Origin of the sequence: Daejeonella sp. (assembly GCF_030684675.1) — a bacterium.
Lineage (GTDB): Bacteria > Bacteroidota > Bacteroidia > Sphingobacteriales > Sphingobacteriaceae > Daejeonella.
Map to the genome: position 1 here is coordinate 1 of NZ_JAUXXZ010000006.1, position 26,019 is coordinate 26,019.

23 protein-coding genes are annotated in these 26,019 nt (G+C 37.6%); 6 read left to right on the forward strand and 17 right to left on the reverse strand.

The annotated features are described in order from the left end of the window. From Q8M41_RS00585 to Q8M41_RS00600, 4 genes are all read left to right on the forward strand, one after another. Positions 1-2,242 (forward strand): Ig-like domain-containing protein (locus Q8M41_RS00585; protein WP_305363287.1); only part of this gene is annotated, 2,242 nt, incomplete at its 5' end. 22 nt (positions 2,243-2,264) lie between these two features. Next, positions 2,265-3,206 (forward strand): type IX secretion system membrane protein PorP/SprF, encoded by a 942-nt coding sequence (locus tag Q8M41_RS00590; protein WP_305363288.1) that lies wholly within the window; start codon positions 2,265-2,267, stop codon positions 3,204-3,206. A gap of 17 nt (positions 3,207-3,223) precedes the next feature. Then, positions 3,224-5,323 (forward strand): OmpA family protein, encoded by a 2,100-nt coding sequence (locus tag Q8M41_RS00595; RefSeq protein ID WP_305363289.1) that lies wholly within the window; start codon positions 3,224-3,226, stop codon positions 5,321-5,323. 65 nt (positions 5,324-5,388) lie between these two features. After that, entirely contained in the window at positions 5,389-6,213 is an 825-nt protein-coding gene (locus Q8M41_RS00600) for an FkbM family methyltransferase (RefSeq protein ID WP_305363290.1), read from the forward strand. A gap of 265 nt (positions 6,214-6,478) precedes the next feature. Here the strand turns inward: Q8M41_RS00600 and Q8M41_RS00605 are convergent, their stop codons facing one another. The 4 genes from Q8M41_RS00605 to Q8M41_RS00620 are packed head-to-tail and all read right to left on the reverse strand — an operon-like array spanning position 6,479 to position 11,416. Beyond that, a complete protein-coding gene (locus Q8M41_RS00605; protein WP_305363291.1) occupies positions 6,479-7,810 on the reverse strand; it encodes a flippase in 1,332 nt (443 codons plus the stop codon). After that, complete coding sequence (locus Q8M41_RS00610) at positions 7,807-9,621, reverse strand: glycosyltransferase (RefSeq protein ID WP_305363292.1); 1,815 nt, start codon at positions 9,619-9,621, stop codon at positions 7,807-7,809. The genes Q8M41_RS00605 and Q8M41_RS00610 overlap by 4 nt, the downstream gene beginning before the upstream one ends. Before the next feature lie 12 nt (positions 9,622-9,633). After that, on the reverse strand, positions 9,634-10,494 hold the full coding sequence (locus tag Q8M41_RS00615) for a glycosyltransferase family 2 protein (RefSeq protein ID WP_305363293.1): 861 nt from the start codon (positions 10,492-10,494) through the stop codon (positions 9,634-9,636). Between the two features lie 22 nt (positions 10,495-10,516). Beyond that, positions 10,517-11,416: a glycosyltransferase family 8 protein gene (locus Q8M41_RS00620; RefSeq protein WP_305363294.1), complete on the reverse strand. Its 900-nt coding sequence runs from the start codon at positions 11,414-11,416 to the stop codon at positions 10,517-10,519. A gap of 150 nt (positions 11,417-11,566) precedes the next feature. Between Q8M41_RS00620 and Q8M41_RS00625 the strand changes: the two genes are divergently transcribed. Further along, positions 11,567-12,298, forward strand: coding sequence for a class I SAM-dependent methyltransferase (locus Q8M41_RS00625; protein WP_305363295.1), 732 nt, complete (start codon positions 11,567-11,569; stop codon positions 12,296-12,298). 6 nt (positions 12,299-12,304) lie between these two features. On the opposite strand, the gene Q8M41_RS00630 is transcribed toward Q8M41_RS00625, so the two are convergent. The 11 genes from Q8M41_RS00630 to Q8M41_RS00680 all read right to left on the reverse strand — a co-directional run bounded on the left by Q8M41_RS00630 (position 12,305) and on the right by Q8M41_RS00680 (position 24,097). Further along, complete coding sequence (locus Q8M41_RS00630; RefSeq protein ID WP_305363296.1) at positions 12,305-13,516, reverse strand: glycosyltransferase; 1,212 nt, start codon at positions 13,514-13,516, stop codon at positions 12,305-12,307. Continuing rightward, positions 13,513-14,133: a DapH/DapD/GlmU-related protein gene (locus Q8M41_RS00635; RefSeq protein ID WP_305363297.1), complete on the reverse strand. Its 621-nt coding sequence runs from the start codon at positions 14,131-14,133 to the stop codon at positions 13,513-13,515. The genes Q8M41_RS00630 and Q8M41_RS00635 overlap by 4 nt, the downstream gene beginning before the upstream one ends. An 11-nt stretch (positions 14,134-14,144) precedes the next feature. Next, a complete protein-coding gene (locus Q8M41_RS00640) occupies positions 14,145-15,233 on the reverse strand; it encodes a class I SAM-dependent methyltransferase (protein ID WP_305363298.1) in 1,089 nt (362 codons plus the stop codon). Positions 15,234-15,237: 4 nt separating this feature from the next. Continuing rightward, positions 15,238-16,692 carry an O-antigen ligase gene (locus Q8M41_RS00645; RefSeq protein WP_305363299.1) on the reverse strand — a complete coding sequence of 485 codons (1,455 nt, stop codon included), beginning with the start codon at positions 16,690-16,692 and terminating at the stop codon, positions 15,238-15,240. Positions 16,693-16,927: 235 nt separating this feature from the next. Further along, positions 16,928-18,115 (reverse strand): glycosyltransferase, encoded by a 1,188-nt coding sequence (locus tag Q8M41_RS00650; RefSeq protein WP_305363300.1) that lies wholly within the window; start codon positions 18,113-18,115, stop codon positions 16,928-16,930. A gap of 1 nt (position 18,116) precedes the next feature. After that, positions 18,117-20,312: a lipopolysaccharide biosynthesis protein gene (locus Q8M41_RS00655; protein ID WP_305363301.1), complete on the reverse strand. Its 2,196-nt coding sequence runs from the start codon at positions 20,310-20,312 to the stop codon at positions 18,117-18,119. Positions 20,313-20,320: 8 nt separating this feature from the next. Further along, positions 20,321-20,923 carry a TolC family protein gene (locus tag Q8M41_RS00660; RefSeq protein ID WP_305363302.1) on the reverse strand — a complete coding sequence of 201 codons (603 nt, stop codon included), beginning with the start codon at positions 20,921-20,923 and terminating at the stop codon, positions 20,321-20,323. A gap of 78 nt (positions 20,924-21,001) precedes the next feature. Then, on the reverse strand, positions 21,002-22,111 hold the full coding sequence (locus Q8M41_RS00665; protein ID WP_305363303.1) for a sugar transferase: 1,110 nt from the start codon (positions 22,109-22,111) through the stop codon (positions 21,002-21,004). After that, on the reverse strand, positions 22,095-22,481 hold the full coding sequence (locus Q8M41_RS00670; protein WP_305363304.1) for a two-component system response regulator: 387 nt from the start codon (positions 22,479-22,481) through the stop codon (positions 22,095-22,097). Before Q8M41_RS00670 ends, Q8M41_RS00665 begins: the two co-directional genes overlap by 17 nt. 491 nt (positions 22,482-22,972) lie before the next feature. Next, positions 22,973-23,437, reverse strand: coding sequence for a rhodanese-like domain-containing protein (locus Q8M41_RS00675; RefSeq protein ID WP_305363305.1), 465 nt, complete (start codon positions 23,435-23,437; stop codon positions 22,973-22,975). Between the two features lie 78 nt (positions 23,438-23,515). After that, positions 23,516-24,097 carry a TlpA disulfide reductase family protein gene (locus tag Q8M41_RS00680; RefSeq protein ID WP_305363306.1) on the reverse strand — a complete coding sequence of 194 codons (582 nt, stop codon included), beginning with the start codon at positions 24,095-24,097 and terminating at the stop codon, positions 23,516-23,518. Between the two features lie 330 nt (positions 24,098-24,427). Between Q8M41_RS00680 and Q8M41_RS00685 the strand changes: the two genes are divergently transcribed. After that, entirely contained in the window at positions 24,428-24,718 is a 291-nt protein-coding gene (locus Q8M41_RS00685) for a hypothetical protein (RefSeq protein ID WP_305363307.1), read from the forward strand. Between the two features lie 33 nt (positions 24,719-24,751). Here the strand turns inward: Q8M41_RS00685 and Q8M41_RS00690 are convergent, their stop codons facing one another. Together Q8M41_RS00690 and Q8M41_RS00695 are read right to left on the reverse strand one after the other, a co-directional pair. Further along, a complete protein-coding gene (locus Q8M41_RS00690) occupies positions 24,752-25,600 on the reverse strand; it encodes an N-acetylglucosamine kinase (protein ID WP_305363308.1) in 849 nt (282 codons plus the stop codon). 2 nt (positions 25,601-25,602) lie between these two features. Beyond that, positions 25,603-25,995, reverse strand: coding sequence for a response regulator (locus Q8M41_RS00695; RefSeq protein ID WP_305363309.1), 393 nt, complete (start codon positions 25,993-25,995; stop codon positions 25,603-25,605). Positions 25,996-26,019 lie beyond the last annotated feature (24 nt).

A 26,019-nucleotide genomic window follows, 5' to 3' on the forward strand; every position in this document is an offset into this window, starting at 1 on the left:
CAATGATACGGATGTAGACGGAACGATCGATGTAACGAGTGTGGACCTTGATCCGGTTACGGTGGGGGTTCAGACCACTTTTACGGTGAGCGGACAAGGAACCTACACGGCTTCTAATACCGGTACGGTGACTTTCACCCCAGTACTTAACTATAACGGTACGGCCACCCCGGTCAATTATGTGGTTAAAGATAATAGTGGTTCATTGAGCAATAGTACGACGATCACGGTCACGGTCACGGCGGTGAATGACGCCCCTGTTGCCGTAGCGGATGCTTACACAGTAGTAAGAGGGGGAACGCTGACCATATCAGCTCCCGGATTACTTAATAATGATACAGACACCGAAGGCAGTACAATTACAGCTATAAAAGTAACAGATCCGGCGAATGGTATCCTGACTCTAAATAGCAATGGTTCATTTACTTATGTTCATAATAATGGCACATCCACTTCAGACAGCTATACTTATAAAGTAAATGACGGAACGATAGATGGGAATACAGTTACAGTCAGCATTATTATCACTTTCTCAAATACACCTCCTATCATTGCGGATATTTCTAAAACAGGGCCAAGAGATCAGGCTGTTCCATTTACAAGCAGCGACTTTACAAGTAAATTTACTGACCCGAACGGAGACGCATTATCAAAGATAAAAATCGTTACCCTGCCAACCAGTGGTACCCTGAAACTTGATGGTGTAAACATTATAATGGGTCAGGAAATCCCTCTGGCAGATCTGGCAAAGATCACCTTTGTACCCGCGACCGGCTTTACCGGAGGCCCTGTGGTCTTCCAATGGAATGGTTCAGATGGAACAGACTATGCGCCAACATCTAAAAATGTTAATGTTATCATTACTGCCGTAAATACACCTCCTGTAGCTGTAGCGGATAATTATTCTACAACTAAGGGCGGTACGTTAACGGTCGCGGCACCGGGGGTGTTAACGAATGATTCTGATGCCGATGCTAACCAAATAACAGCGATAAGGGTTACTTCCCCTTCAAATGGTACGCTTACCTTGAATGCCAATGGTTCATTTACTTATATTCATAATAATGGAGCATCAGCTTCTGATAGCTTCACCTACAAGGTAAATGACGGAACAGCAGACGGGAATACGGTTACTGTAAGTATCACAGTGGTTAATAATCCGCCTGTAGTATCTAATATTGTAAAAACAGGTACAGGACCTCTGCCAATTCCATTTACTGTAGCAGACTTTACCACTAAGTATACTGATCCGAATGGTGATCCTCTGGTTAAAGTTAAGATCGCGACACTTCCTTCAAACGGAGTATTGAAATTAAATGGAGTACCGGTAATTATCAATCAGGAGATCCCTGTCGCTGATCTTGGAGGACTTATTTTTGAGCCTGCATTGAACTTTACCGGAACAACAAATTTTGCCTGGAATGGCTCTGATGGCACATCTTATGCCCTTAATAATGCAAACGTAGGTATTACTATTGCCCCTCCAACTGATCCAAATGCAAAGATAGGGCTTGCTAAGAACCTGGCTTCTGCTACCCCGGTTTTGAATGGAACTTATGATGTTAAGTTTGTTTTTATAGCAGTCAATTTTGGTCCTAATGGTTTAGAAAATATTAGTATAAAGGACAATCTTGCTTTGGCATTTGGCGGTTCAGAAGTGATAATCAAGTCGATAACAGCCTTTGGAAATCTGAGAGCAAATACGTTATTCAATGGTTCAACTGATACAGAACTTTTACTACCGGCCAGTCGTCTGCTTGCCGCTGAAGAAGCAAAAATAGAATTATTGATTAATGTCAGGCTGGTAACAACATCCGGTGTTTTTCAAAACACAGCTACTGCCGAAGCTAGTTCATCTGTTAATGGATTTAAAGTAAGGGATGTTTCAACTAACGGTTTGAGACCTGATCCAAACACGGCTGCTGATGTTAGTCCTGCAGAGACAACACCGATTAAACTTGATCCTTTACCTGCCTATGTTCCTGCAGGTTTCTCTCCGAATGGAGATGGTACGAACGATAAGTTTGTCGTGCAGAATGCGAACGGTAAACAGGTATCCCTTGAAATGTATAACAGATGGGGTAACCGTGTTTATAAATCCGAAGATTACAAAAATGACTGGGGAGGAGAGGTTACTGAAGGATTTTTCCTTGGCAGGGACATCCCTGATGGTACCTATTACTATATTATTATAATAGATAAAAAGGATAAATACGCGGGCTTTATTACTGTGAACAGGTAATTAAATGAGAATATTAACAGTAATGATGCGCAGAATATTAAAAGGATTATTTGTTATTGTAGTTTTGTTATTACAAGTTGCTGAAGTGTTTGCACAGCAAAATGCATTGTTTTCACAGTATATGTTTAACACCCTTGCATTCAATCCCGCCTATGCGGGAAGCAGGAACGTGGCAGCCGCTACAGCACTCTACAGAAATCAATGGGTAGGTATTGAAGGAGCACCTCAAACCGGAACCTTCACTATGGATGCACCTTTTGCAAATGAACGTTTGGGATTGGGTATACAGTTAATGAGTGATAAAGTTGGAATTACAAAAACCACAGGAATCGTGTTAAGCGGGGCTTATCGTATTCCGATGAATGAAGGAAGTCTTTCATTTGGTTTGCAGGGAAGTATGAATAATTATTTCGCTGGTTTCTCAAATGTTAATCTTGATCCTTCGGGTCCGGTACCTGATATGGCATTCGCCACTGATATAAATAAAACATTGTATAATTTTGGTGCAGGTACATACTACCGCAATAGCCGATTCTATGCAGGATTATCAATTCAGGATTTCGTTAGAAACCGACTCAATTATAACGACATAAATGCCGGGGATATTACTGCCAGACAATCTGCTCATGCTTACTTTGCAACAGGTTATGTTTTTCCATTGGGGTATGACTTTAATCTCAAGACCTCTGTACTTGTTAAGGGAGTTAAGGGAGCTCCTGTTCAGGGCGATTTAAATGCGACACTTTGGATAAAGGAAGTGCTCGCAATTGGAGCTGAATATCGTACGAGCGCTGATATCTCTGCAATGATGGAAATAAGGGTAAGTCCCCGGGTGAGTTTAGGTTATGCTTATGATAAGAGTATCACAAGTTTGAGAACATATAATTCCGGGAGTCATGAGTTTATGTTGAGGTACGAGTTTTCTTTTGACCGCGACAGAGTACTATCACCCAGATATTTTTAATAAAGAGGATTTAAGATATGCAATTAAGGAAACCATTAACGATCATTTGCTTATCAGTAATGCTGTTCATTGCTATGCCATTTGCAGATGCACAGCAGCTTGATAATAGCCCCTTGTTACGGAAAGCCATAATTGAATACCAATCTCTGCGATTTACTGATGCTATAAGGGAGCTTAAAAAAGTTTTGGATAAGGATCCTGAGAATGTATCAGCTCAGGAGATGATGGCAGCAAGTAACCGGAATATTAAGGATTATGAAGAAGCAATGTATTGGTATGGTGAGCTTTGTAAACTTAAAAATGTTAAACCAGAGTGGGCTCTGTATTATGCGGAAGCATTGGCAAATAAAGAAAAGTATGAGCAATCTGAGCAGTGGTACCGTAAATTTCTAAGTATGAAGCCCAGTGACCGCCGGGCAGATGCATTTTCCAAAGCAAATTTGAATTCTTTCTCAAGGAATGCAGGGGAATATAGGGTTAGCTACTCAAGTATCAATACAGATGCTTCTGAATATTCACCAATGTATTACAAAGATGGATTGCTCTTCGTGAGCAACCGCTCTCAAAAAACCAGATATATTTTTCAATGGGACAGGACTTCCTATTCGGACCTGTATATTATTGACAAGCTGGAGGATATCACAGAGGCTGATCCCGACAGTGTTGGTAAATCAGATAAGGCATCTAAACCTTCTAAGTATATCGCATCGAATTCAGACACAGAGCGGTCTATATTGTCTTTATTTGCTTCAAACAAAGCTGAAAGTACTGATGAAGGCTCTGAGCCTTATTTACTCAGAGGGAAAGTGAAGAGCAGCTTTCATGAAGGCCCTTCGATTCTTTTGCCAGAAGGAAGTCTTTTATTTACAAGGAACAATTATGTTGGAGGAAAGGCTGCAAAAAGCAATAATGGAGTTAATAAATTAAAGCTTTATACAGCTTCAGGACCAGGCTGGAATAAGATAACACCTTTCCCATACAATAATAACGAATACTCAACCGGGCATCCGGCTCTTTCTCAGGACGGAAGAATATTGATCTTTGCTTCAGATATGCCCAGAGGGTTTGGCGGTACCGATCTTTACTATAGTGTTCGTACAGGCGATGGAAAGAAATGGGGTAGGCCAACCAATTTAGGTCCTAAGATTAACACTGAAGGTAATGAACAGTTTCCATTTCTACATAAAGATGGTAAGCTTTACTTTTCTTCAACAGGACATCCTGGTTTAGGTGGACTGGATATTTTTGAGGTAATATTGAAAGATCTTAAAGCAGTAGGTAGCCCCAAAAATATGGGAACTGATATTAACTCTTCTTCGGATGATTTTGGCTTTATTATGGATGAGCCTGCGAAAAGCGGATATTTCAGTTCAAACAGAAGAGGTAATGATGATATCTATCAATTTACCCGTATGGCATATACTGTTGTACTCAAAGGCAAAGTTATTGATGCAGGGACAAATGCCCCGCTTCCGGGTACCAGGGTAATTCTGCGTAACAACGGCTTAACTGATACCCTTGTGGCAAACAGTAATGGAGAGTTTACCAGAGTGCTTTTAAAGGAGACGGATTATGAATTGAGTGGTAGCCGAATGTCTTATGTAAGCCGTCAAAGTTTCCTGAGTACAGTTGGTATTACTGCTGATTCAACTATCAACGTCCTTGTTAAATTGAACAGGGCTGAGAACCTTCAGCAATGGGTAAGCGACAACTGTGAGACATTAAAGAAAACCTTCAGTCTGGATAATATTTATTATGATCTCGACCAGGCAGAAATCCGTCCTGATGCAATCCCAACTCTTGATAGAATTGCGATGATCATGCAAAAAAATCCGGAAATCAGTATTATTTCTGCAAGTCATACTGATAGTAGAGCTACCGATAATTATAACAGACAGCTGTCATTGAGAAGGGGAGAAGCTGCGCGTTCTTATTTGATTTCCAAGGGGATAGATGGAAGGCGTATCGAAGTGAAATACTACGGTAAAAGCAGGCTGGTAAATTTATGCGTGGAAGGTGTTAACTGCCCTGAAACTGAGCAGCAGATGAACAGAAGAACAGAATTTGAGGTTATATTGAATGATGTTAATATCACCCAGTTGAATTGTAAAGATTGATTGTTTTGGAGTTTAAATTTAATTGTATATTGATTCCTTAGCCATTTTGAAATAATTTAAACAGAATGTTAAAATACTGGCGATTAAACTGGACTCTTCAGCAAATTTTTACATTTCAAAACTATAGAAGGCATAATCAAATACTTCATTCTTCATGGAAATATTGGTTCACACTGATTCTAAAGTTTTTCCCTTCGATTTATAAAGGCCCAATTTATCTCAAGCTGAAAGAGGGCGGAAGTTTTATCGTGAAGGACTTTATGACCCTTTATATCTATAACGAGATATTTGTTGAGAAGTCGTATGATTATCCCCATCTTACAGCAAATCATCCGGTTATTATAGATATTGGTGCAAATACAGGACTTTTTTCCTTGAGAATGAAGCAACTTTATCCTGAATCAAGCCTGTATTCTTACGAGCCATTCCTGAAAAATTTTGAGCAGCTTGAGCGGAATATTAATTTAAGTAATCTCAGGAATATTGATATATTTCAGAAAGGTGTCGGAGGAAGGACGCGGACTGAAAAGCTTTTCCTCAACAAAAATAATCTTGGTGGGCATAGTCTGTTTGAAATGGAAGCCCGAAGTAGTGAATTCGTTGAAATTGAGATCATTGGGATTGCTAATCTACTAAGTAATTTGGGCCTGGACCGGATTCATTTGATTAAAATGGATTGTGAAGGAGCTGAATATGAGATAATTAAAGGAATTGACGCTCAGCTGGCCTCAAAAATAGAAATTATCTTATTTGAATCAACCGAAAGTGTATATAGCTTGAATAAGTTGACAGATCATCTAAAAGCTCTGGGCTTTGAGATTGAATTCATTGAGAAGAGCTGTAATTATGTTGCCCGGAATCTGAATTTTTCGACTTGCAAAATCACCTAACAGAGCGGAAAGTAGATTTCGTCTTCGCTTACTAATGGAGCGACTGACGAATTTATCTTGCATGGTGCCTATGTAAATTCGTAAGTCTGAACTACCCTGACTTGCGAAATCACCTGACAGAGCGGAAAGTCGATTTCGTCAGTCGCATCTTAAGAATTTATAGAGTAGGATTTCTAAGTATAAAAGCGACTGAAGAATTTAAATGCATAGCGCCCAGGTAAATTAAAGTCAGGAATTCGATTTGGCCATCGGATCAAGTACTTTTTCAGGATGCTTTCAGATACTTCCTGAAGAATTCAGGGTAGAATTGCCAGGCATAGATAAAGGTGTTTTTAATACTAACATTCAATTCTTTCCTGAGAATACTTTGGCCAATGAAAAAGCCAATTATGTGGGCCGCTAAAGTGGCATAGGCAGCACCCATTACCCCAAATCTACTGATTAAGATATAGTTCAGCCCTATATTTATTGAGGTAACCATCAATACCACAAAAAATGTCAGGCGGGTTTTGCCAATTGAGTCCAGTATATTGCCAAACTGCCTTCCATACGGAGTAAAAAGACAATAGAGCAGGGTGATATGAAGTAGTGGAATAGTATCCTTATAGTTTGTGCCGGCTACGAGTGTGACCACAAAATCAGAAAAAAGGTAAAGAACTATTACCCCAGGAATAAGTAATGCAATCAGAGTGCCTACTGATTTTTCATACAGGTACTTAATGCCTTCTTTTCCTTCAGTAGCCATACGCTTTGCGCTTTGAGGAAATACAATTACCGCAACTGCATTGGTTGGTATGTCGAGCAGATTTGTGATTCTAACCGCTACATTAAAAGCCCCGGCCTGAACAGGTGATAGAATTGCCCCCAGCATCATCTGGTCAACTGTAACTGAGAGAATAGCACTCACAGAAGTTCCAAAAGCATATTTTCCGTAATTAAATAGTTTTTTGACCCATTCGGTGTAGATTTTGAATGAAATGGATAAATAGGGTCTGACCAGTAAAAATGCAATCAGGGCGCCTATAAGATTGGTTGCTATCTGAACATACACCAAATTGATGAGACTGATGCTAAAATTGCAGATATAGCAAACAGCTACATATGTAAAGAAAGCTAGCTGCATAATAAATGAGCTCAGAAAAATGCTTCTGAATTGTAAATTAGCCTGAAGAATACAATTAAACTGGGTCAGTATACCTGAAATGATAAATGTAATGCAATAGACATTGAAGATTTTAATCAGTTCTGGAGCTTTCCATAATAAGGCAAGAATACTTCCAAATCCAAGAATAAGCAGAATACATATCAGGCTTAGAATACCACTGATGGTGAATGATGCAGCTGTAATTTTATGATGCTCACTTTTTTCTTCGGCTGCAAGGAATCTGATTAAAGCATTCTGAAGAAGCCCTCCTCTGATGGTCTCAATAATTGTGGTAGTTACCATGAACAATACCCAAACTCCATATTCATTAGGCCCCAATATTCTCAAAAGAATATAGAAACTCCCTATACTAAAGAAAACACCCGAAAGATTCTGAAGCAGGGAGAAAAACCCTGCTCTGATCCAGTAAAGATCCTTATTGAAGATCTTCATTGCCGGGATAGGGTTTTTTCATCGGATAGGTAATTGTCAATATGACTGAACAGTTCTTTATCACTTTTTGCGTGGTATATCCTTGCACCAGATAGTTTGGGGTATAATTTCTGATAACATTTAAAATGATGCTCCGGACCTTTTTTAGAAAGGATCAGGTTAATGCCTCCAAAATAGCTGGCAAGAGTTGCTGTTCCTCCATGTGTAGAAATGAAATGACTGGCATTTGCATAAACCATCAGTTGCAGATGATTGAAATTAGTTGCTTTGGCTTTATTCTCCTTATATAAAGTTTCCATCAGGATTACATCCGGATGCTCTTGCTCCAGCCATTCATATTCATGAAGATCATAAATTACACTGTCATCAACGGTAATATTTTGTGACCTCGGGCGGTTATAGATGATTGTATATTTGCCACTTAGTTTTTTTATAATTGAATCAAGTACAGGAATACTAAGGAAGCTAACAGGCGCATCATCCCATTCCATATTATATCGATTGGCTATAATCAGGATAGGCTTTTCATAAACATAGACTAAATTCTGGTAAGTCTGCTTTAGTGGTACCTGTTCCCATTTTTTGATGTCATAATCCTGGCTATAGAGTATTCGGGGTATTTCAAAATTGTAATTTCCTTCGTTAGAGCGTTCTTCAAAAGCCTCCTCATGATTCGTTGAAAAAAAGTAGAGTTCCTTGGAGTATTTTGATGATCGGGTTTTATCCAATGTGCCATTTTTAAAATGCCAGTAAGCAAAGGGAAGTACAAACTGTAATTCTGGCGCAAATTCACCATTGAACGAAATGGTTTTATATTTTTTCCGGATAAAAAAATCTTGCAACAGATGCCTGAACTGGACAATCTGGCAATAATAAGTATCCTTATAAAACTGCATGTATTCTCTGGAAACACCTGAATACCTGATTCTTACATAAAGACTCAAGATCTTATTTAGTACTGCCTTGGAAAGATCGATAAAGCTGTTACTTTCTTTTCTGAGTTTTGCGATGTCTGATTGTATCGCAAAACCATGGTTTGTTCTGAGAAAACGGAGGTCATAATTATACCTGAACTGACGGTAAAGATCTCTTGAAAATTTTATGAATGGGTTTTTACTCAGTGTTAATACCCCTCGGATAGTAGTGCTTGGCTCTTCTTCCGGATTAATCTGCTTGAAGAGGCTCAGGTAATCGTTATAAAAAAGTCCTTTACCTCTTTGCTGAATAAACGATATGCACATCCGGTACTCAGAACGGTCAACGCTCACTTGCTCTGTATATGGACCGAATTTTTCAATAAAATTGGATCTTCTTAAGTGAGGATGATCACTGTAATAATAGATTTTACGGTAATTCAATGACCATGGTTTATAGACCATTTGAGAAAATCCTTTTTCAAATGGTATAAGATGTGGGTATTTGATATAGGAATAAAAGCGAATGATATCCAGATCTTTCTTTTTCTTTATGATTTCAAGAGCATCTTTAAACCGTTCCCCAAAAGGAGGTAATGGCACAAAATCTTCCTGAACATAGAGAGTATAGGGTAATGTAACGGCTGCCTGTCCTTTATTAATATTATTGCCCAGTCCACTATTAACTTCAGTTGTGATCAGTTTAAAATCATATAGGCTTTGAAGTTCTTTGATAACTTCTAAATGCTCGGGTAAACTGCCATCGTCCGAAACGACAATTTCTTCAAAAGCATAGTTGAGGTCTTTGAAGGTTTTCAGTAGACGTTCGAGAGAGCTGCTGCGGTTATAGTGGGTAATAAGTAAACTGACGTCTTTGAAAAAGTAGTCTGAGGTCATAGCTTCTGAAGATCAGGACTTTCCTTCTGGTTTTTTATTTTCGGGTAATCTGGAATGCAAATTATAAAAAAAACGTCTAAGTTCTTTGAAGAAGCGAATAATTAGTGCACCCGAGATGCTTCCATCAAGCCTCAGGGTTCGGATGCCTGTCCATGTTCTTGCTTTTTTTGCTTTTACCTGTTTAATTTTTCCATATTTCATCAGGTCAAGGCAGAGCTGTCCATCTTCACCTCTCCGGTTTATCTTTATAAAACCAACCTTCAAGCCATATTCTTTAAGATAACCCATACTCATTCCATAGGCATTGAAATAGGGTCGGTTAACATGTCTGAATTCTGCAATAATGTCTTTCATTAATTCAAAAATGCTCAGTTTCCAGCGGGGATATCCGGATTCACTGATAAAGGAATAGCGGCCATAAACACATACCACTTCCGGCTGTGATAGAACACTGATCATTTCATCAAGCCAGCAATCAGGATACAGACAATCGGCATCACCCATTAAGATATACTTCCCCAATGCATTCTCCTGCCCCAGCTGCCTGGCCGATCCGCAACCCTGTACCTCTTCAAACAATGATTGAATATGTAATTGGTCTAAGGTGTTTTGAGTTTGGTCTGTTGAATTATTATTAACTACAATTATTTCAAATGGAATTGAACTTTTCAATTTAGAAAGACTTGCAATGCATCGAAGAATATTGACTTCTTCATTCCAGGCAGCAATTACTATACTTACTACCGGATCTTTACTGATATTTCTATCCAGATTTTGATTAATTTCCTCAAAAACCGATTTGGGAATGTCCTTAGCTGAATTGTAAGGGTATTGAAACTGCTTAAGCCAGGTAGGATTTGCTAAAAAGTACATTGCTTTTGAGGATTGATCATATTTATATGGTTATACTCTTATTCAACCAGTTTCTTTTCTCGAATTTATTATAAATTTTCTTCAATAACCTACGATATTCTCCAATAGGTTTAAAATTGTTCCACTTGGTTTGTTTTAAATATTCATAAAATTGATCCTTGTAAGAACTATTATAATTATACGATTTATAGAAAGGTTTACGTCCGGTAAAGTGAATAATAAATGGCTTTTCTATGGCAAGCATTGCCTGACTATTCCAACGTGGGTCCAATTCGAACCATTGATTGGCAAATACTACATTTAAGCCATACTGATCAGGGAAATCTGCGAAAGTAATATTATCATGGATACACTTTATTACCTTCTGAGTAATATTTAATTGCCTCCATTTCTGAGTATTAATAAGCAACAAGCCACTATTATAGTATTTTGCATCAGGTGAAATACCCAGGTCTTTGTAATTTTTTATTCCCAGCCATTCATTACTTACTGAACCAGACCTGTCTACAACACCGGCAATCACCTTATTTCCAATATTTCTCTCCCATAATTTAGAAATATCCTCAAGCACGATCATGTCCACATCGAGGTAGATAGCCTTTTCTATTTGGTCAGGTATGAAATGGGGTATAAATAATCTGATATAGATATTTAGCGGGAAAGATGAATAATCTAAAGGAAGTTTAAATTCCTTTGGAGTTATTTCAGACATTTTCAGCCACTTGATATTTATGATTTCTTTATTGGTACTATCAAGCAGCATTTGTTTGTTTTTTGATGATATCTCATCTTCAACAATATAATAATCAATTTTCTCGCTGGAATGGTGGTTTTTTTCGATGGATTTTAGAAGTGCAGCAAGCATAATCATATAATGATTATCACATACAGAAATTATAGTAATTCTGTTTTGCTCATTCATGATTTAGAGATTCAATTAATTTTAATAACAAATATAATACCTTGTAGTAAGGTATTTAAGAAAATGAATACATTTTGTAAAGGCCTGATTTATTCATTCTTTTTTGGTAAATTAATCAAGGTATCGGTATCTTAGTATTATATAAATAAGATGAAATTAAGGAACCCCAGCTCGAGGTTTGACCTCTCCATAAAACCTACAGACAGAGTAATTGAAGTTGGAGGAGGGCATAATCCACATCCCCGGGCAAATGTTGTTGTTGATAAATTTGTAGACTCAAATTATCATCGTAGCGGTGATATAAAAGTGTTAACCCATCAGCAATTTTTAAGTGCTGATGGTGAAGAACTTCCTTTTGAAGATAAGTCCTTTGATTATGTAATATGTGCACAGGTGTTGGAACATGTCGATGATCCGATCCGTTTTGTAAAGGAGCAGGTAAGGGTTTCTTCAAGGGGGTATATGGAAACTCCTTCAATTATCGGTGAGTTTTTAATTCCAAAGGAATCTCATCGCTGGATTCTGCAAGAGATTGATAATAAGATCGTAATGTATGAAAAGGAGCAGATCGGATTTAAACCGGTTATGGATTTTGGTTATGTGTTTCAGGAGTTTCTGCCAAAGAATTCTTTAGGTTTCAAAATCATGCAACAAACTCATAGCGACCTGACCCTGATGAAATATGAATGGCAGGATGATCTTGAAATTCTGGTTAATCCTGACAGTTCTTATTTTCGTGATTTCTTCACAAAGCCCTGGGATGAAGAAGCTTGTAACAGGTTTTTATACAAGCGGACTTTGGGTAAGGAAGGCCTGTCTAGTTTTTCAGCCTTTATTGATATATGCCAGTCGGTGTTTAAAAGTAAAGTACTTAGAAGATAATTATGGTTAGGATTGTTTGTCTTTTATCGTATTAAAGATCAGTTCCGCAATTTCTTCTCCCCGTTTTTCCCATGTATTTTCTTTCGCAACACTGATTCGAGCCTGTTTTAAATGAGGATTGTCTGTTTTCAGGACCTCCTCAATAGTCTTTATGAATGAGGGAGCATCTCTGCAAAATGAAACCATACCATGTGTGAATTCTTCAAGATCAGGGTTGAAATCGGTTGCAATGACGGGTTTTCCGGCTCCAAGGTATTCAAATAGTTTTAGCGGGAAAATGGTTCTGCTGACTTCATCTTTTTTGAATGGGATGATGGCAATATCGAATCCTTTAATTAGCCCTGGCATATCTTCAAAAGGCAAACGTCCGATATAATGTAAATTGGGAGTTTTCAGGAACCAGTCAGGGACAAATTCGGGCATGAGGGGACCTGCAAATACAAAACTTTTATCCGGGTTAGCATCAATAACTTCTCTGATCAGCTCATAATTAAAACGTCTTTCAATGCTGCCGGCATAACCAATAACCGGACGTACCATTCCTTCTAAATGGTGGTTAATGCTTAAGTTTTCATTAAGGGCTTTTGAACTATGCTCAATGTTGGCCGCATTGGGTATGAAATAGGTGTTGGAATTCTGTTTCTTCTTTTCCTCGTAAAGCATTCTGCTTGTACAAATGACCAGATCACTTTTTAATACAAGTTCATCCTCAGAGATAATTCCGTGCTTCATATCGTAGGGGATGATCATAGGATCTACACAATGATATACAGATAGTGATGGTTTTAATGAATCAGCAATTCGCGGATAATGGAAGTTGAATGAGTTGATATAGATAAAATCCTTAATCTTATTTTTTCTGATAGCCATCTTCATTCGCTTCCGGATAAGAAATTCATTAATCCGAAGAATTGACCGGTATACTCGTCCTTCCGGAAGGAAATTGATACTTATCAAAGGCGGACTGATTATGATTTTAAGGTTTTCAACCTTGTCTGAAATGATGCCGTCTGAAAATGGGGAGAAGTATTGTTTACGTGCCTGAATTAGTTTACTGTTCTTCTTGCTGAAATAATCTTTCCAGGTGATGGGGTAGTCAATGTAATAAACAAAATTCTTTTTGGATAGTTCTCTTGCTATATTAAAACTTGTTGACTGATCAGGACCATCAAATTTTGTTGCGCCCAGAATGAAGATATGTTTACCTTTCAGAATCATGGATTAACTTTTTCCCAAACTTTGGTGTCCGGGTTGTATTGCTTCACAATTCTTGCAGGGTTTCCAACTGCAACGCAATAAGCCGGAAGATCTTTGGTTACTATACTGCCTGCCCCAATGATAGTATGCCGACCGATACTGACACCGGCTGTAATTACAGAATTCGCTCCCACCCATACATTTTCCGCAATGCGGATTTTTGAAGTACTGACCTTTTGCATAGTAGGGGGGATCTCAATATCTTCATAGCTATGATTCATTCCTGAAATGACTACATTTTGGGCTGTCATCACATGATCTGCAATTTCTACCGGACCGATAATGACGTTTGAAACCCCGATAAAGGACCTGCTGCCAATCAATACATCTCCAACACCATTATTGATTGTTGTAAAATCTTCGATAACGGAATAAGAACCTAATTCGAAATTTTTATAAGGGAAAAGATCCATTTTAGTTCTCCACCTGATGATCGAGCCTTTTCCGCGGCTATGTTTAAATGGATTAAGAAACAATCTTACCCATAAGCGCGGACGATATTGATTTGGTGAAATAAGTGCCCAGCGAGCAACTTTTTTCAAAGAATCATTAGATTGGATCAGAGATGAGAGAGACATTTTCCTGATTTTTATTTCTCAAATATAAACATTGGATATTCTCCTTTTCTACCGCATAGTTCCGGGTCTTTTTCCTCTTTAGTATAAACCCAGTTTAAGATCCGTTTTCCGAAAAGTGCAGGATGAATGTAGTAACGCATGAATGGTACACTTAAGGACCTCCACACTGCAAGTTTAAAGGGTGGCAGATTTTCTCTGAAATAGGTATAAGTATGAGCGTAGAAATAAAGTCTTTTTGCAGGTTCTCCTTTTCCAAGAAGTTTGCTGATCAGGCCTAATAAGCGGTTCTTTATAAAAACAAATCCGCGAAATGGTAGCAGATATAGGTTCATCCAGACAGAATGTTTATACCAGTCGTAAACCACTACTCCTTTACCGTTCTTTGCCAATAATCTGTATAATTCCCGGATAGCAAGTGCCTGCTCACTTTTAGGGATATGATAAATGGTATTCAGGGATACAAAACCATCCATTACATTATCCTTAAAAGGCATATTACACATATCGGCGAGAACGTAGATTCCTTTTTCCCCCAATTTTTTTCTTGCTTCTGACAATGCCTGAAATGAAAAATCTACACATACCCTGAAGGTGTAATTTGCAGAATACTGCAGATAGTCGGGATATTGCAACGCCCCGGAAGCGGCATCCAGCATATAGGTTCCTGAAGAATTCAGGTAGCGGGAAACACGGTCATGGCATTTTTTTAGATAATCTTTGGAAACATCTCTGAGATCTTCGTAAATAACAGCATCTTCATAATTACCTTCCTCATTCACAAACCAACCTTTCTGATTATAGAAATTTTGAACTAATTGCTTGTCCTTATCTTTTTCTGCCTTAATGAATTTATCAGCAGAACGAGTCAGTGCAAGATCTTTCAATAATATGATTATGCCATTAATGATGGGGTAAATGTATGATTGGTCTGACGAGATCAGACCCTGTTCTAATGTCTGATTCATCACCGATCCATCGGCTTGCCATAGCTTATGAGCGGTTGCATCTGCTTTGAGCAGCATAACCTCCTCTTCTGTAAGAATGCGAAGGTCGAGACCGGTAAGCGGGCATTTTAAAATTCCAATCCAATTCATATTCATTAATTCAATTTGACAGGGTATTTGATATCTTAAGCTTTTCTTCTTTCTTTTTCTTATCGAGGTTATAGGTTGAATCAATCAGTGCCGCTACAAGGAAAAAATAAACATTTAGGGGGTACTGTGTAATCGCTTCCTGTGGGTAGTTGCCGATGGTAATTGCATACACTATCAATACCATGGCAAGGCAGTAGCTTTTGAGTTCCGGATCTTCCATTTTAAAGAAATTTGAGATACCCTTTTGCAGAATGATAAATAACAGAGAGCAGAAGATAAATAGGCCGATCCAGCCCATTTCAACAGCTACCCTTACATAACCACTGTCTGGAGGAAATGAAGCCAGAAAGGATCCGGGCGAAAACTTTGCACCCCAAACTCCAGTAGAGCCAAGCCCACCTCCTATAGGATGCGACCAGATATAAGGCTGAATCATCTTTTGATTCCTTGCTCTTACATTGAAGGACGCATCTTCAGAGGGTTTAAATGCTGATTGGAAACGATATAAAACAGGGTTGCTGGTAGGTATGAATATGATAACAGCCATAAAAAGGGCCGCCCCGGTGGTTATCAGCATGATCTGCCGGTTGAAAACCAAAATAGTCAGCATTAACATGGCAGCCGGTAATAATACATAGGCACTTCTGGTCCCTGAAAAAAGCATGTTTGAGATGAAAAACATGACCAGGGCTGACAAGAATATTTTTCTTCTCGTTGATATCTTTCCGAACATCATCCCAATACAAAGCAGACTGCTTAAGATCATGTTATAAGAGAACACCGTTGGATCAGAGAATATGGAAAACTTCCTCCAAACTCCATTAATAAAAAGTAAATCCCTGATTAAAGGGTCAGAATAAAGATAAGCCTCTTCAAAACCCATGAAACCGATAAACTGTTGTCTATATCCATTAATTCCGGCAAAAACACTGAGAATCAGCCAAAGTTTAATAATGAATCTGATAAACTTTATGTCCCGGATATGATAACTGAATATGAAATAGGTAAGCATAACAATGGCCATACCTCTTATTGTATAGAGCCATGCCATTTTGGATTGAGCTACCGGATTTGCAACCAGGATGAGATTATAAATAATCCAAATGGAGATCATAAGACTGATCGGACTACTCAGAAATGACCAGTCGGGTCTATATTTAAGTTGAATAAACAACCCTATAATCAATAATGCAAGCAAGCCATCCATTATTGTACCTAATGGGAACCTGACCAGATCCATTCGTATTATCCACATGATCAGATAGGAAGCGATCAATAAGGCAGTAATTCCAAATTTGGGTTTAGAAATTATCGCAAATGCAATAATTGGGCCGATTAATAGAATTAATATTATGGCTGCCCCCTTGATCTGGGCTTCATTTACTATATAGGCAAACAAGATAGAAATGGCAAGTAACACGAAAAACCCCAAGGGTTTACCAAGGGCTTTTGCGAATGAGGTCATGCTATTAAATCCTGATCGTATCACTTAAACTCTTATTAAATTCTAAAAATTAGAGAAATAGTATTTTGATAAAAAAGAAAAATACAGTTATGAAAGCCAATGCCATGGATCCATATTTACTGAAAAGAAGGAAAATTTCCTTGCTTGTTTTCCTGTCTTTTATGTGGTTGTATCGCATGGTTTAAACACTCTAATCAATATTAACTATTTATATTTATGTCAGGGTCTTCAATTGTTAATCTTCAGAAGATTTTTTGTGAAGATGTTTTGTAGCCACTGAAATTTTGTTCGCCGACTTTATTTTAAGCAATGACAACACCTGTAGGAACATAAATTCTGGAATAGTTATCAGGGCCTTATAAATCCTCGGATCTGTATCTCTTTGAAATATTGTGATGCCGAAACCTGTTATAAAACAGACAAAAGCAAAGATCCATACTATAGCTATGTTTGGATCAAGAAAGATATTGAGGATGAGACATACCATTGAAAGAATCAGGAAGATAAACAGGGGTGGCCTGAGCAATGTTAATCCAAACAGGAACTGATTTAGATTAGAATACTGAAGGCCCTTTATCAGGAGCTTAAATCCATTTGAAAAGTATTTAAACCAAGTATTTATCCATCTTGACCTTTGTTTAACCAGTTGATCAGAAGCAGAGGTCTTTTCATCATAAACGATTGCTTTTTCTGCAAAGGCTATCCGGTGTTTAAGTTTTACAATAGCGTATTGGAGAACTTTATCAAAACCTGCCCCGCGTATCTCTTTGTTTTCCAGACATTCGCGAAACAGCGTAATGGTAAAAGCCATCCCTGAACCGGAAAGTGTAGCAGATGAGCCGAGACCAAATAGAACTTTTCCATCATAAAAATGATAATAAAGGTCTCTCGCAGCATCGAGGGCCGCTATTTTGGTATCCAAATTCTTAGCTTTTCTTATTCCTTGTACTGCAAGAAAACCCTTGTTGAAATGTTTATTGAGCTCATTTAAGTATCCGCTATCGACTAAATTATCACTATCAATTATTGTGAGATGTGTATGTTCTCTTTTAAAATGCCTGATTGCATAAAAATGTGAAGCGGTATTACTTGCAAGAGTTTGCTCTGGTCTGAGCAGAATTATCCGTTCATCATTGAAATGCAGGTTGGATACATCGCATTTATCGGCCACAACATAGACCAAAAACTTGCTGTAATTTGATTTCAGGATAGAACTGACTGCCGCAGGAATAAGATCGGTCTGTTCGTATGCAGTGACTATTATTGCATAATCAATCTCCTCAACATGACAAAATTCCAATGTCTGTTTTTTCAGTATACCCGAAATTTTGTAAAAAAAAAAGAGAATCAATGGTAAAAGAAGATTATATCCGATCAATACCTGGATTACTATCCAAAAATATATTGTGATATGATACAGCATATCATTCTAATACATTTGCATGGTCAATACGTTCTTCAGGTTTTCCCTGTTGCTTAACTTTATTTAGAATCCAGCCAATAAACTGGCCATTGAGTGTTGTCAGATAGTTAATGTGCTGATTCTTTATCTCATTTAAAGTTTGATCAGCTTCAAAAACACTTACAGTTTTGTCGGTAAATATTATCCATTCTTTTGCTTTATTCAGAGCATCAAGAGGAGGGGTCTCAACCAGAATAACATCGAAGTGTGATCGTAATTGTTCCAGCCTTTCCATAATGGTTTCTTCGTCGCTTACTTCAAGCAAAGATTTGTCTCCACCCCGGTTTCCCATGACCATTATTCCGGAGTTGAAATTAATTCCACCCAAATCACCTGAGTGCAGAAAATCTTCAAGGAATAGTTTGGTATTGGAGTTCTTGGTGATAGAAGGATTGTCGAAGTTTCCATCAACAAGCAGAACTTTTTTATTCACCATGACATAGGTATAGGCCATGCAGGCAGAAATGAGTGTTTTTCCTTCACCTTCGCTGATACTGGTAATGCTTAAAACCTGACCACGGTCTGAGGTGCGGGCGAGTTCACGGTTTACTTCAAATCGGGTAGAGCGTAATTGCTTTTTGAATTCACGCATTTCTGCTGTGCCATGCAGGTTCTTCCAGATACCTTTCAGATCGAGTGTCGATTTGCCAACAAGGTTGAGGTAACCGAGTACCGGTGCCTTGGTAAGCATTACAAGGTCTGCAGGGCGGCGGATACGGTTATCCAGGAAGAACATGACAAACAGGATGATTACACAAAAAACCCCACTTAATATCCCACTGATAATAACTAAGAGCATTTTTTTGGATGGTAGCGGTAGTCCGGGCATCGCAACCTGAGCTTGCCGGAGCTTAACAGGGAACTCAGCCTCCATCGTCACTTTGTTGTACTGTGCCAGTAAATCCTGATACTCTTCACTACCTGTTTGGATATCCCGTTCATAGCTTTGAATTACAGCCTCATGCGGTACCAGTTGCTCGAATTTCTTACTCATGACAGCAAGCTGATTTTTGAGTGAATTCAAGCCATAAACAGTACGGTCAAGTTCAATCTGAAGATCAAGTTTCTTTTGAATAAGTGCGGTTTTTGAGCTTAGGGGATTGTCAGTGTATTTATCCGACATCGTATTGATTTGGGCACTTACAATCCTCTGAAGTGAATCGATCGAATTTTTATAACGCTCATCAAAATCACTCTGAATGTATTTATCCTGCAGTGCATTCATTTGAGCCTTTGACCCGATTATCTTTTGATTAATATCGGTAAAGGTCGATTCCATATATCGGCGGTCAGCAGGATCGAATCTTTTATCAATGTTGGCAATGGTTCCTTTAATAGCTACAATATCTTTTTCGGCCTGCTGCATTCTCAACTCATAATCTGCAGTCTGGGTATAAATCTGGGAGGATTGTTCATTGAGGTTAAGTATTCTGTTTTCTATTTTATATTCACGCAGTCCACTAATCCTGGCTTGAAGGGTGTCAGATTTTATTTTCAACAGGTTTTTAAGGAAGTTTACAGAAGAACGCTGATTTTCTTTCACCAGAACGGTATAATAGTCGGTAAATTCGTTGGATAATGTGTTGACCACAAAGGCAGATAATTCGGAATTTTCAGATTGATAATCAATGAAGATAAAGTCTGTGGTTCCGGCACGGTATATCAGCATATCATTCATCAATGACATATAGTCATACCCCATAGACCCTAATATGCGATGCAAACCATTTTCATCGTCATTTCTTAAATTTAAACCCTCTTTTTTACTATACTTTTCTTTAAAGACGCTTAATGCATGTTTTTTAGCCTCAAGATTTAATGTTTTCAGAAGTTCACTGGGTTCTCTGAAAGGCTTACCACTCAGGTCATGTATAATTAATTTATATGAAACCAGGTCAATCATGCTTTTTGAATTCATGACCTGCACCATGTTTACAAATTTTTGATTGATTCTTGACTCCTGTAATACACTGGCCTCTGAAAGTGCCATTTGTTGAGTTTCGTCGACAATACCTGTTGCAATCTGGGCTTGTGCTGGATAAACATCAGGAAGGTTTCGGACAATATAAAAAGTAACCATGACCGTAATAAGCGGCACGGTAATTAAAACTATTTTGTAACGTAATAATAAATCGATGAATTTTTTTAGTTCTTCCATACTGTACCCTACTGTATTTCTTCGATTTTTTTCGTCAATAATTCTTCAAGAGATGCTTTGGCGATCAGAAAGTTTGATTCTGCGGCAATTTTAGATTGCAATGCTCCTGAATAGGACATTTGCATTAATGTATATTGCTCATAAGTTATTTCGCTTTTTTCAAATTTGGTTTTGACATCATTACTGACATTAAGTGCGTCAGAGCTCAGTTTGGTTTGGAGACGTAAATTGGAAAGTGCCTGAACATAGGTAAAATAACGTCGTTTTACCTCTGTTTCGAGAGTTAGATGGTATTCGTCAAGATCATACTGGGCTAGTTTTACGCTTTCTTTGGCTTGTTTTACATTGCCTGGTTTCTGGAGTAATGCACTTAAATTAAGATTGAATGCTGCCTGATATCCGTTAAAAAATCTAGGAACTGCCAGGTTCAAAGTATTGTTCGGGTTATAAATGTAGGAAAATGAAAACGCATCGAGCCAGGATAATTGCTCCTGGCCAACTGTAGTTTTAGCGATCTTTATTCGACCTTCATAATTATTCATTCTAGGATAGTTTTCTTTGGCAGTAGCAATCAGTTTTTCAAGAAAAACATATGAAATGTCTGTCATCATTGTTTCCTGCGACTTAGCAGAATTACATAAAAGAAGTAAAAAAAACGTTGCTAAAAAAAAGTATTTCCTGAACATATATTAAAATTTTTCCTTGTGCAATATTACCGGCAGTGTTTTAATCAATATTTCAAAATCGAACCAGAACGAATATTTTGACGCGTAAAAGTTATCAAATTTTTTCCGTTCCCGCTCGGAAATATCTCTTTTTCCTCTACTTTTTATTTGCCACAAACCTGTAACACCTGCAGGCCCCATAAAACGCTGTGACCAGTCATTTGATGTCAGCATTTCAGCTTCATAAAGCGGTAATGGTCTGTTCCCAACCAGAGACATATCTCCTTTTAAAACATTGAAAAGCTGGGGTAATTCATCGATACTGGTCCTTCTGATAAAGGATCCAAACCGGGTTATTCTTGGGTCGTCAATTAGTTTTACAAAAGTTGTTCGTTTTTTCTCGTCATCAGCTTCTTCTTCCGGATATTCATCGTTTTTGTATCGATTAAGATCTGATAAATCTTCCAACTGGCTGTCGGCTCCCACTCGCATGGATCTGAATTTGTAGAAATCAAATATATTGTATCCAGTACCAACCCTTTTGCTTTTATAAATAATTGATCCTTTTGAATCCAAGCGAATTAATATTGCAGTTAAAATTATGACAGGTGCTAAAACAATGATACATGTTGCTGAGATTACTACATCAAAAAGGCGCTTCATCTGTGGTAATTTGTAGATAACATCAGTGTTTTCCAGTACAGAAAGCTGTGGTCTGATCAATTTGAATTTAACTAAAAAATGGAGTCTTTCTATCAGATGTTCAATAGGGAAGGGCATGATATAAAAGTCGTGCACCTTTAATTTTAAAGCACTTGCTTTCCACACTTTATCCTTTTCAGATGCAATCAGCACAATGATCAACTCACGATAAAGTGGATTTTTCTTAATCTTCTCAATGAATTTAAAACATTTCCCCTCAGAATCAGTTTCAATCAGTATTACATCAGGTAAAGTTAAAATTGACTGATTATCCAGGTAGTCCTGAAGTTCTTCTAAGGAATGGTGCTTATTTATGAAAAATTCGGATGGTAAATCATTAATTAGCAAGGATGTAGAATCTGTGCCCATGTAAGCAATGCTTAAATGATGTACAGTGTTGGTATCCCTCCCTTGCTTAATTATTTGCGACATTATGCTTTTGGAGTGTTTCAGTTATTGATGACTTTAATTCAGTAGGATTGAAAGGTTTTTTAAAATAACAATCTGCCCGGAATGGCATTTGCTCAACAATCTTATCAAGATTATCAGCCCCGGATAGAAGAATTACAGGGGTATCCCTGTAAAATCCACTAATTTTCAGGTTTCTTATAAATGAACCACCATCAATATAAGGCATTTCCAAATCAGAAATGATCAGTGCAGGATCATTACCATCTTCAAGCCAACTTATAGCATCTGCGCCATTTTGTTTAATCACAAGATCATAGTCTTTTGACAGTATGAAATTAAGCAGTTTTAATATGCTCAACTCATCATCTACAACCAGAATTTGTTTTTTCATAATTTAAATAGCCCTGCCTTCTCATTGAATGAGATTTATTTCAATAAATACTTATCTACCAGGCAATTCAAATGTTGAATACAGATATTAAAAGTACTTAATTATTGAAAATATATTAACCTTTAAAATAAAAATTAATTAAATAATTACTTACCAAATATTACAATGCTAATGCCAATTCAAATAAACTGCCTAAGAGCCTGTGGTGTGGTAAGTGTGGAAATTATTCCCGAAATAGTGTAGAAAAATTTCCACGATTATGGCAAAAATTTAACCTAAATTCCCAGGGTGTGGAGAGTATGTTAAGCTTGATTGATAGAAGGGAGAGTTGACACCCGATAGCTATCGGGTTGATAGTTAAGGTCCCTCCTGGTGGTACTCGGGATGACAGAGTGTTGAAATGGAATCAGCTACAACAGCAATACTTTTCCTAGAAGTAAGAATTTCCTATTTCAGATAACAGCTAACTGATAACAGCCAACATCTTGAGGTTATTTTGCTCCTATTGGATAGCCCTTCTCGATCCAGTTCTGTTTCAAATTTGTTGGCAGGTTAAGCAGTTTGCCATTTGTGAATCCCATGGTTTTTAGCATGTTTACCGCAGGGCGGATATTTGGACATTTTTCAAACGGACAGCAGCCACAGTAAACGACTAAAAAAGTGTTCTTTGGCAATTTTGACAGTGCATTATTTAACTTTTGGAGATTCTCTTTTTCGCTTACTCCACCCATATTTATAGCCCCTTTGATATTATCAACCACTCCAATGTTAAATATTTTAGGTTGATTAGCCTTGGGATTAGCGATAATTGCTGCCAACGCAGAAGGCTCGATCAGGTCTTTTTGAGTCCAATTGTCTTTTTTGTCTAATGCCTGATTGGCTCTGATGGTAGTTTGAGCCAGGCTCAAGCTAGTTGCTGATATGAAAAATAATATGGTGTAAAAAAGAATTTTCATGTTGTTTTTTCGGTTAATTAATTACAAAATTAAGCATTTCTAAATAAGGGAGGTTAAAATTCTTACTAATATGTTCTTTTATCTGCTCAGAGCATTCAAGAAGTTAAGCATTTCAGTATTATCATAATCTGCCATCCCACTATGCTGAAAAACGATATCTCCTTTCGGTCCTACAATTACTGTTGTAGGGAGACTGCCGCTAAAAATATGTTCGGGGATTGCCGACTCACTCGAATAGACTTTTAGTTGGTAGGAGTGTTTTTTCATAAACTTAACAGATGATACAATTTTATTGTCAACGTCTACCATTATAAAATTGACTTTATCCTTGTTCTTAATCTTCGAAGACAATGAATTTATTGATGGCATTTCGGCACGACATGGGGGGCACCAGGTTGCCCAAAAATTGATAAAGTAAACTTCACCTTTATTTTCGCCCAGTTTAAGCAGCTCTCCATCTTCTGATCTGAAAGTCAGATCAGAAGGTACGGATTTGCTTATTTTTAGATCTGAAGAGGGCGCATCGGCATTATAAAGCCCGGTACTCATAAGCCCCTTGATGAGGAGTGTCCTCGCATCAGCACTAAAGAACATAATACCTGCAAAAAGCACAAATAAGATATTACCGATATTTGTTTTGACAAATCTTAAAAATCCCATTCTTTATCTGTTTTTGGTTCCTGGCAAGTTAACACCTTTCATTACGCCTATTTGTAACATTAGTTACAATGCTTTTTAATTACGAGGGGATTTTGAGCAATAATGTACAGAAGGATGTCCATTATTTTCTACACTTTTCTAACAAGTTCAGGTCAATATCTTCTTAGCTAAGTCATTAATCTGCAATAATTTACAGGATTAGCACTCAAATAACTTTTGTAGAGCACTTTTAGGAATTAAGCTTAATAATCTGACAATCATTTGATCAAAGGAAAAACATTTGGTCTGATTTTCGAGTATAATTAATTAATCTGTTAAAATTATATCGGTATGGTAAAAAGTAAAATAGCCGCGATAAAAGACTGGATCAAAACAATGGGATTTGAATTGATAAAATCGCATGATTTGAGTGGCGAAGAAGTTAAAATTAACTACTACAGTTTGGGTAATTTTGGTATTTACGAGGAAATATCGAATAAGAAATTGGCTGGCCGGGCTACGGGGACAAAAATGCGATTTATTTCATGGAACCCATGGGGAATTGATTTTGAAGTTAGCTCCCTTAAAGATTTGGTAGACGCTTATCAGGATTCTAAATCCCTAAGTCCAGAGATACCTTAATGACTTAATTATAGGATGAACTATCTGAATAAACTAGATTCCGTTTTTTAAAATAAACCGGGATAGTTCTTCGATAGGATGTTTCAGGATTTTCCCTACTTTAATTTCGTTTGCAGTACAGAGCTCTTTCAGGATGTCTGAGAAATGATATGCAATTGAGCCTACAAAATGGCAGGTTTGATCCCTGTAATCGGGATAAGATTTGATGTTTGTTTCTATAAATTCACTGAATCCTTTTTTTAAGGTATCAATAATAAAGGGGTGGCTGATATGTTCACTTAGAAAGGGTGCGAAAGATGCCAGATAGAAATTTGGTGCGGGTTCCTGGTAAACATGCTTAATGATCGACTCTTTATCGATTTTATAGATTGCATCAAAGCTAACAGAAAGCTCTGTTGGCATCCGTCCATATAAGAAACTGGCAATTAATTGCCTTCCGAGCCAGGTTCCTGAACCTTCATCGCCAAGAATATATCCCAAACCATGCTTACTTTCATGGATTTTTGATCCGTCGAAATAGGTAATGTTAGATCCTGTACCGATTATACAACAGATTCCTTTTGAATTGCCTGCAGTGGCATAAATGGATGCAATGATATCTATATCAACACTGACAAATGCGTTTTTAAATATTTTAGATAGAGCGTTGGATATATGTTCACGTCGGTCCGGGCTTGAACAGCCTGCTCCGAAAAAGTATATTTCGTTTACCTGATCTGTATAAGGCTGTATTGCAGGAGTATTCTGGAATATTTTGATAATATCTTTCTCAGACAGGAAGAATGGATTGATGCCACTTGTTCTGAAAGGTATGGTTTCAGTATCTGAAAGCGTTAATATCCAGTCGGCTTTGCTTGAGCCGCTGTCTGCAACTAATAACATATTTAAATTTCCTGAAGAATTTGACTTGTAAGTGGTTTGCCAATAAACTTGGATACGAGGTGATTTTCTTTCACTCTTCTTATGTCTTTTGGATCCAGAGATGAGGTGAGAACATAAATCTTAATTTTATCGGGTCCCAGATCAGGCAACTCAGTTAATGCCTTAAGAAATTCAAAACCGTTCATTAAGGGCATTCTCAGATCCAAAAAAATGACCTCGGGAAGTTCCTTACCTTCAAGGTATAAATCCCGTATGTATTTATAGGCTTCTTTTGGTGATTCGATTACGGTAATAGACTCTGCAAAATTGCCATTATCTAAAATCTTTCGATTGATCAGATTGTCTATGTAGCTATCATCTACAAGTAATACACTTTTGTATTTGAAGGTAATCATCAAATCAAAATTACTAATTCTTTA

Bases quoted from the DNA above. Each gene is read 5' to 3' on its own strand.
- Q8M41_RS00590 (WP_305363288.1), top strand. From the start codon at position 2,265: ATGATGCGCAGAATATTAAAAGGATTATTTGTTATTGTAGTTTTGTTA.
- Q8M41_RS00595 (WP_305363289.1), top strand. From the start codon at position 3,224: ATGCAATTAAGGAAACCATTAACGATCATTTGCTTATCAGTAATGCTG.
- Q8M41_RS00600 (WP_305363290.1), top strand. From the start codon at position 5,389: ATGTTAAAATACTGGCGATTAAACTGGACTCTTCAGCAAATTTTTACA.
- Q8M41_RS00605 (WP_305363291.1), bottom strand. From the start codon at position 7,810: ATGAAGATCTTCAATAAGGATCTTTACTGGATCAGAGCAGGGTTTTTC.
- Q8M41_RS00610 (WP_305363292.1), bottom strand. From the start codon at position 9,621: ATGACCTCAGACTACTTTTTCAAAGACGTCAGTTTACTTATTACCCAC.
- Q8M41_RS00615 (WP_305363293.1), bottom strand. From the start codon at position 10,494: ATGTACTTTTTAGCAAATCCTACCTGGCTTAAGCAGTTTCAATACCCT.
- Q8M41_RS00620 (WP_305363294.1), bottom strand. From the start codon at position 11,416: ATGAATGAGCAAAACAGAATTACTATAATTTCTGTATGTGATAATCAT.
- Q8M41_RS00625 (WP_305363295.1), top strand. From the start codon at position 11,567: ATGAAATTAAGGAACCCCAGCTCGAGGTTTGACCTCTCCATAAAACCT.
- Q8M41_RS00630 (WP_305363296.1), bottom strand. From the start codon at position 13,516: ATGATTCTGAAAGGTAAACATATCTTCATTCTGGGCGCAACAAAATTT.
- Q8M41_RS00635 (WP_305363297.1), bottom strand. From the start codon at position 14,133: ATGTCTCTCTCATCTCTGATCCAATCTAATGATTCTTTGAAAAAAGTT.
- Q8M41_RS00640 (WP_305363298.1), bottom strand. From the start codon at position 15,233: ATGAATATGAATTGGATTGGAATTTTAAAATGCCCGCTTACCGGTCTC.
- Q8M41_RS00645 (WP_305363299.1), bottom strand. From the start codon at position 16,692: ATGACCTCATTCGCAAAAGCCCTTGGTAAACCCTTGGGGTTTTTCGTG.
- Q8M41_RS00650 (WP_305363300.1), bottom strand. From the start codon at position 18,115: ATGCTGTATCATATCACAATATATTTTTGGATAGTAATCCAGGTATTG.
- Q8M41_RS00655 (WP_305363301.1), bottom strand. From the start codon at position 20,312: ATGGAAGAACTAAAAAAATTCATCGATTTATTATTACGTTACAAAATA.
- Q8M41_RS00660 (WP_305363302.1), bottom strand. From the start codon at position 20,923: ATGATGACAGACATTTCATATGTTTTTCTTGAAAAACTGATTGCTACT.
- Q8M41_RS00665 (WP_305363303.1), bottom strand. From the start codon at position 22,111: ATGTCGCAAATAATTAAGCAAGGGAGGGATACCAACACTGTACATCAT.
- Q8M41_RS00670 (WP_305363304.1), bottom strand. From the start codon at position 22,481: ATGAAAAAACAAATTCTGGTTGTAGATGATGAGTTGAGCATATTAAAA.
- Q8M41_RS00675 (WP_305363305.1), bottom strand. From the start codon at position 23,437: ATGAAAATTCTTTTTTACACCATATTATTTTTCATATCAGCAACTAGC.
- Q8M41_RS00680 (WP_305363306.1), bottom strand. From the start codon at position 24,097: ATGGGATTTTTAAGATTTGTCAAAACAAATATCGGTAATATCTTATTT.
- Q8M41_RS00685 (WP_305363307.1), top strand. From the start codon at position 24,428: ATGGTAAAAAGTAAAATAGCCGCGATAAAAGACTGGATCAAAACAATG.
- Q8M41_RS00690 (WP_305363308.1), bottom strand. From the start codon at position 25,600: ATGTTATTAGTTGCAGACAGCGGCTCAAGCAAAGCCGACTGGATATTA.
- Q8M41_RS00695 (WP_305363309.1), bottom strand. From the start codon at position 25,995: ATGATTACCTTCAAATACAAAAGTGTATTACTTGTAGATGATAGCTAC.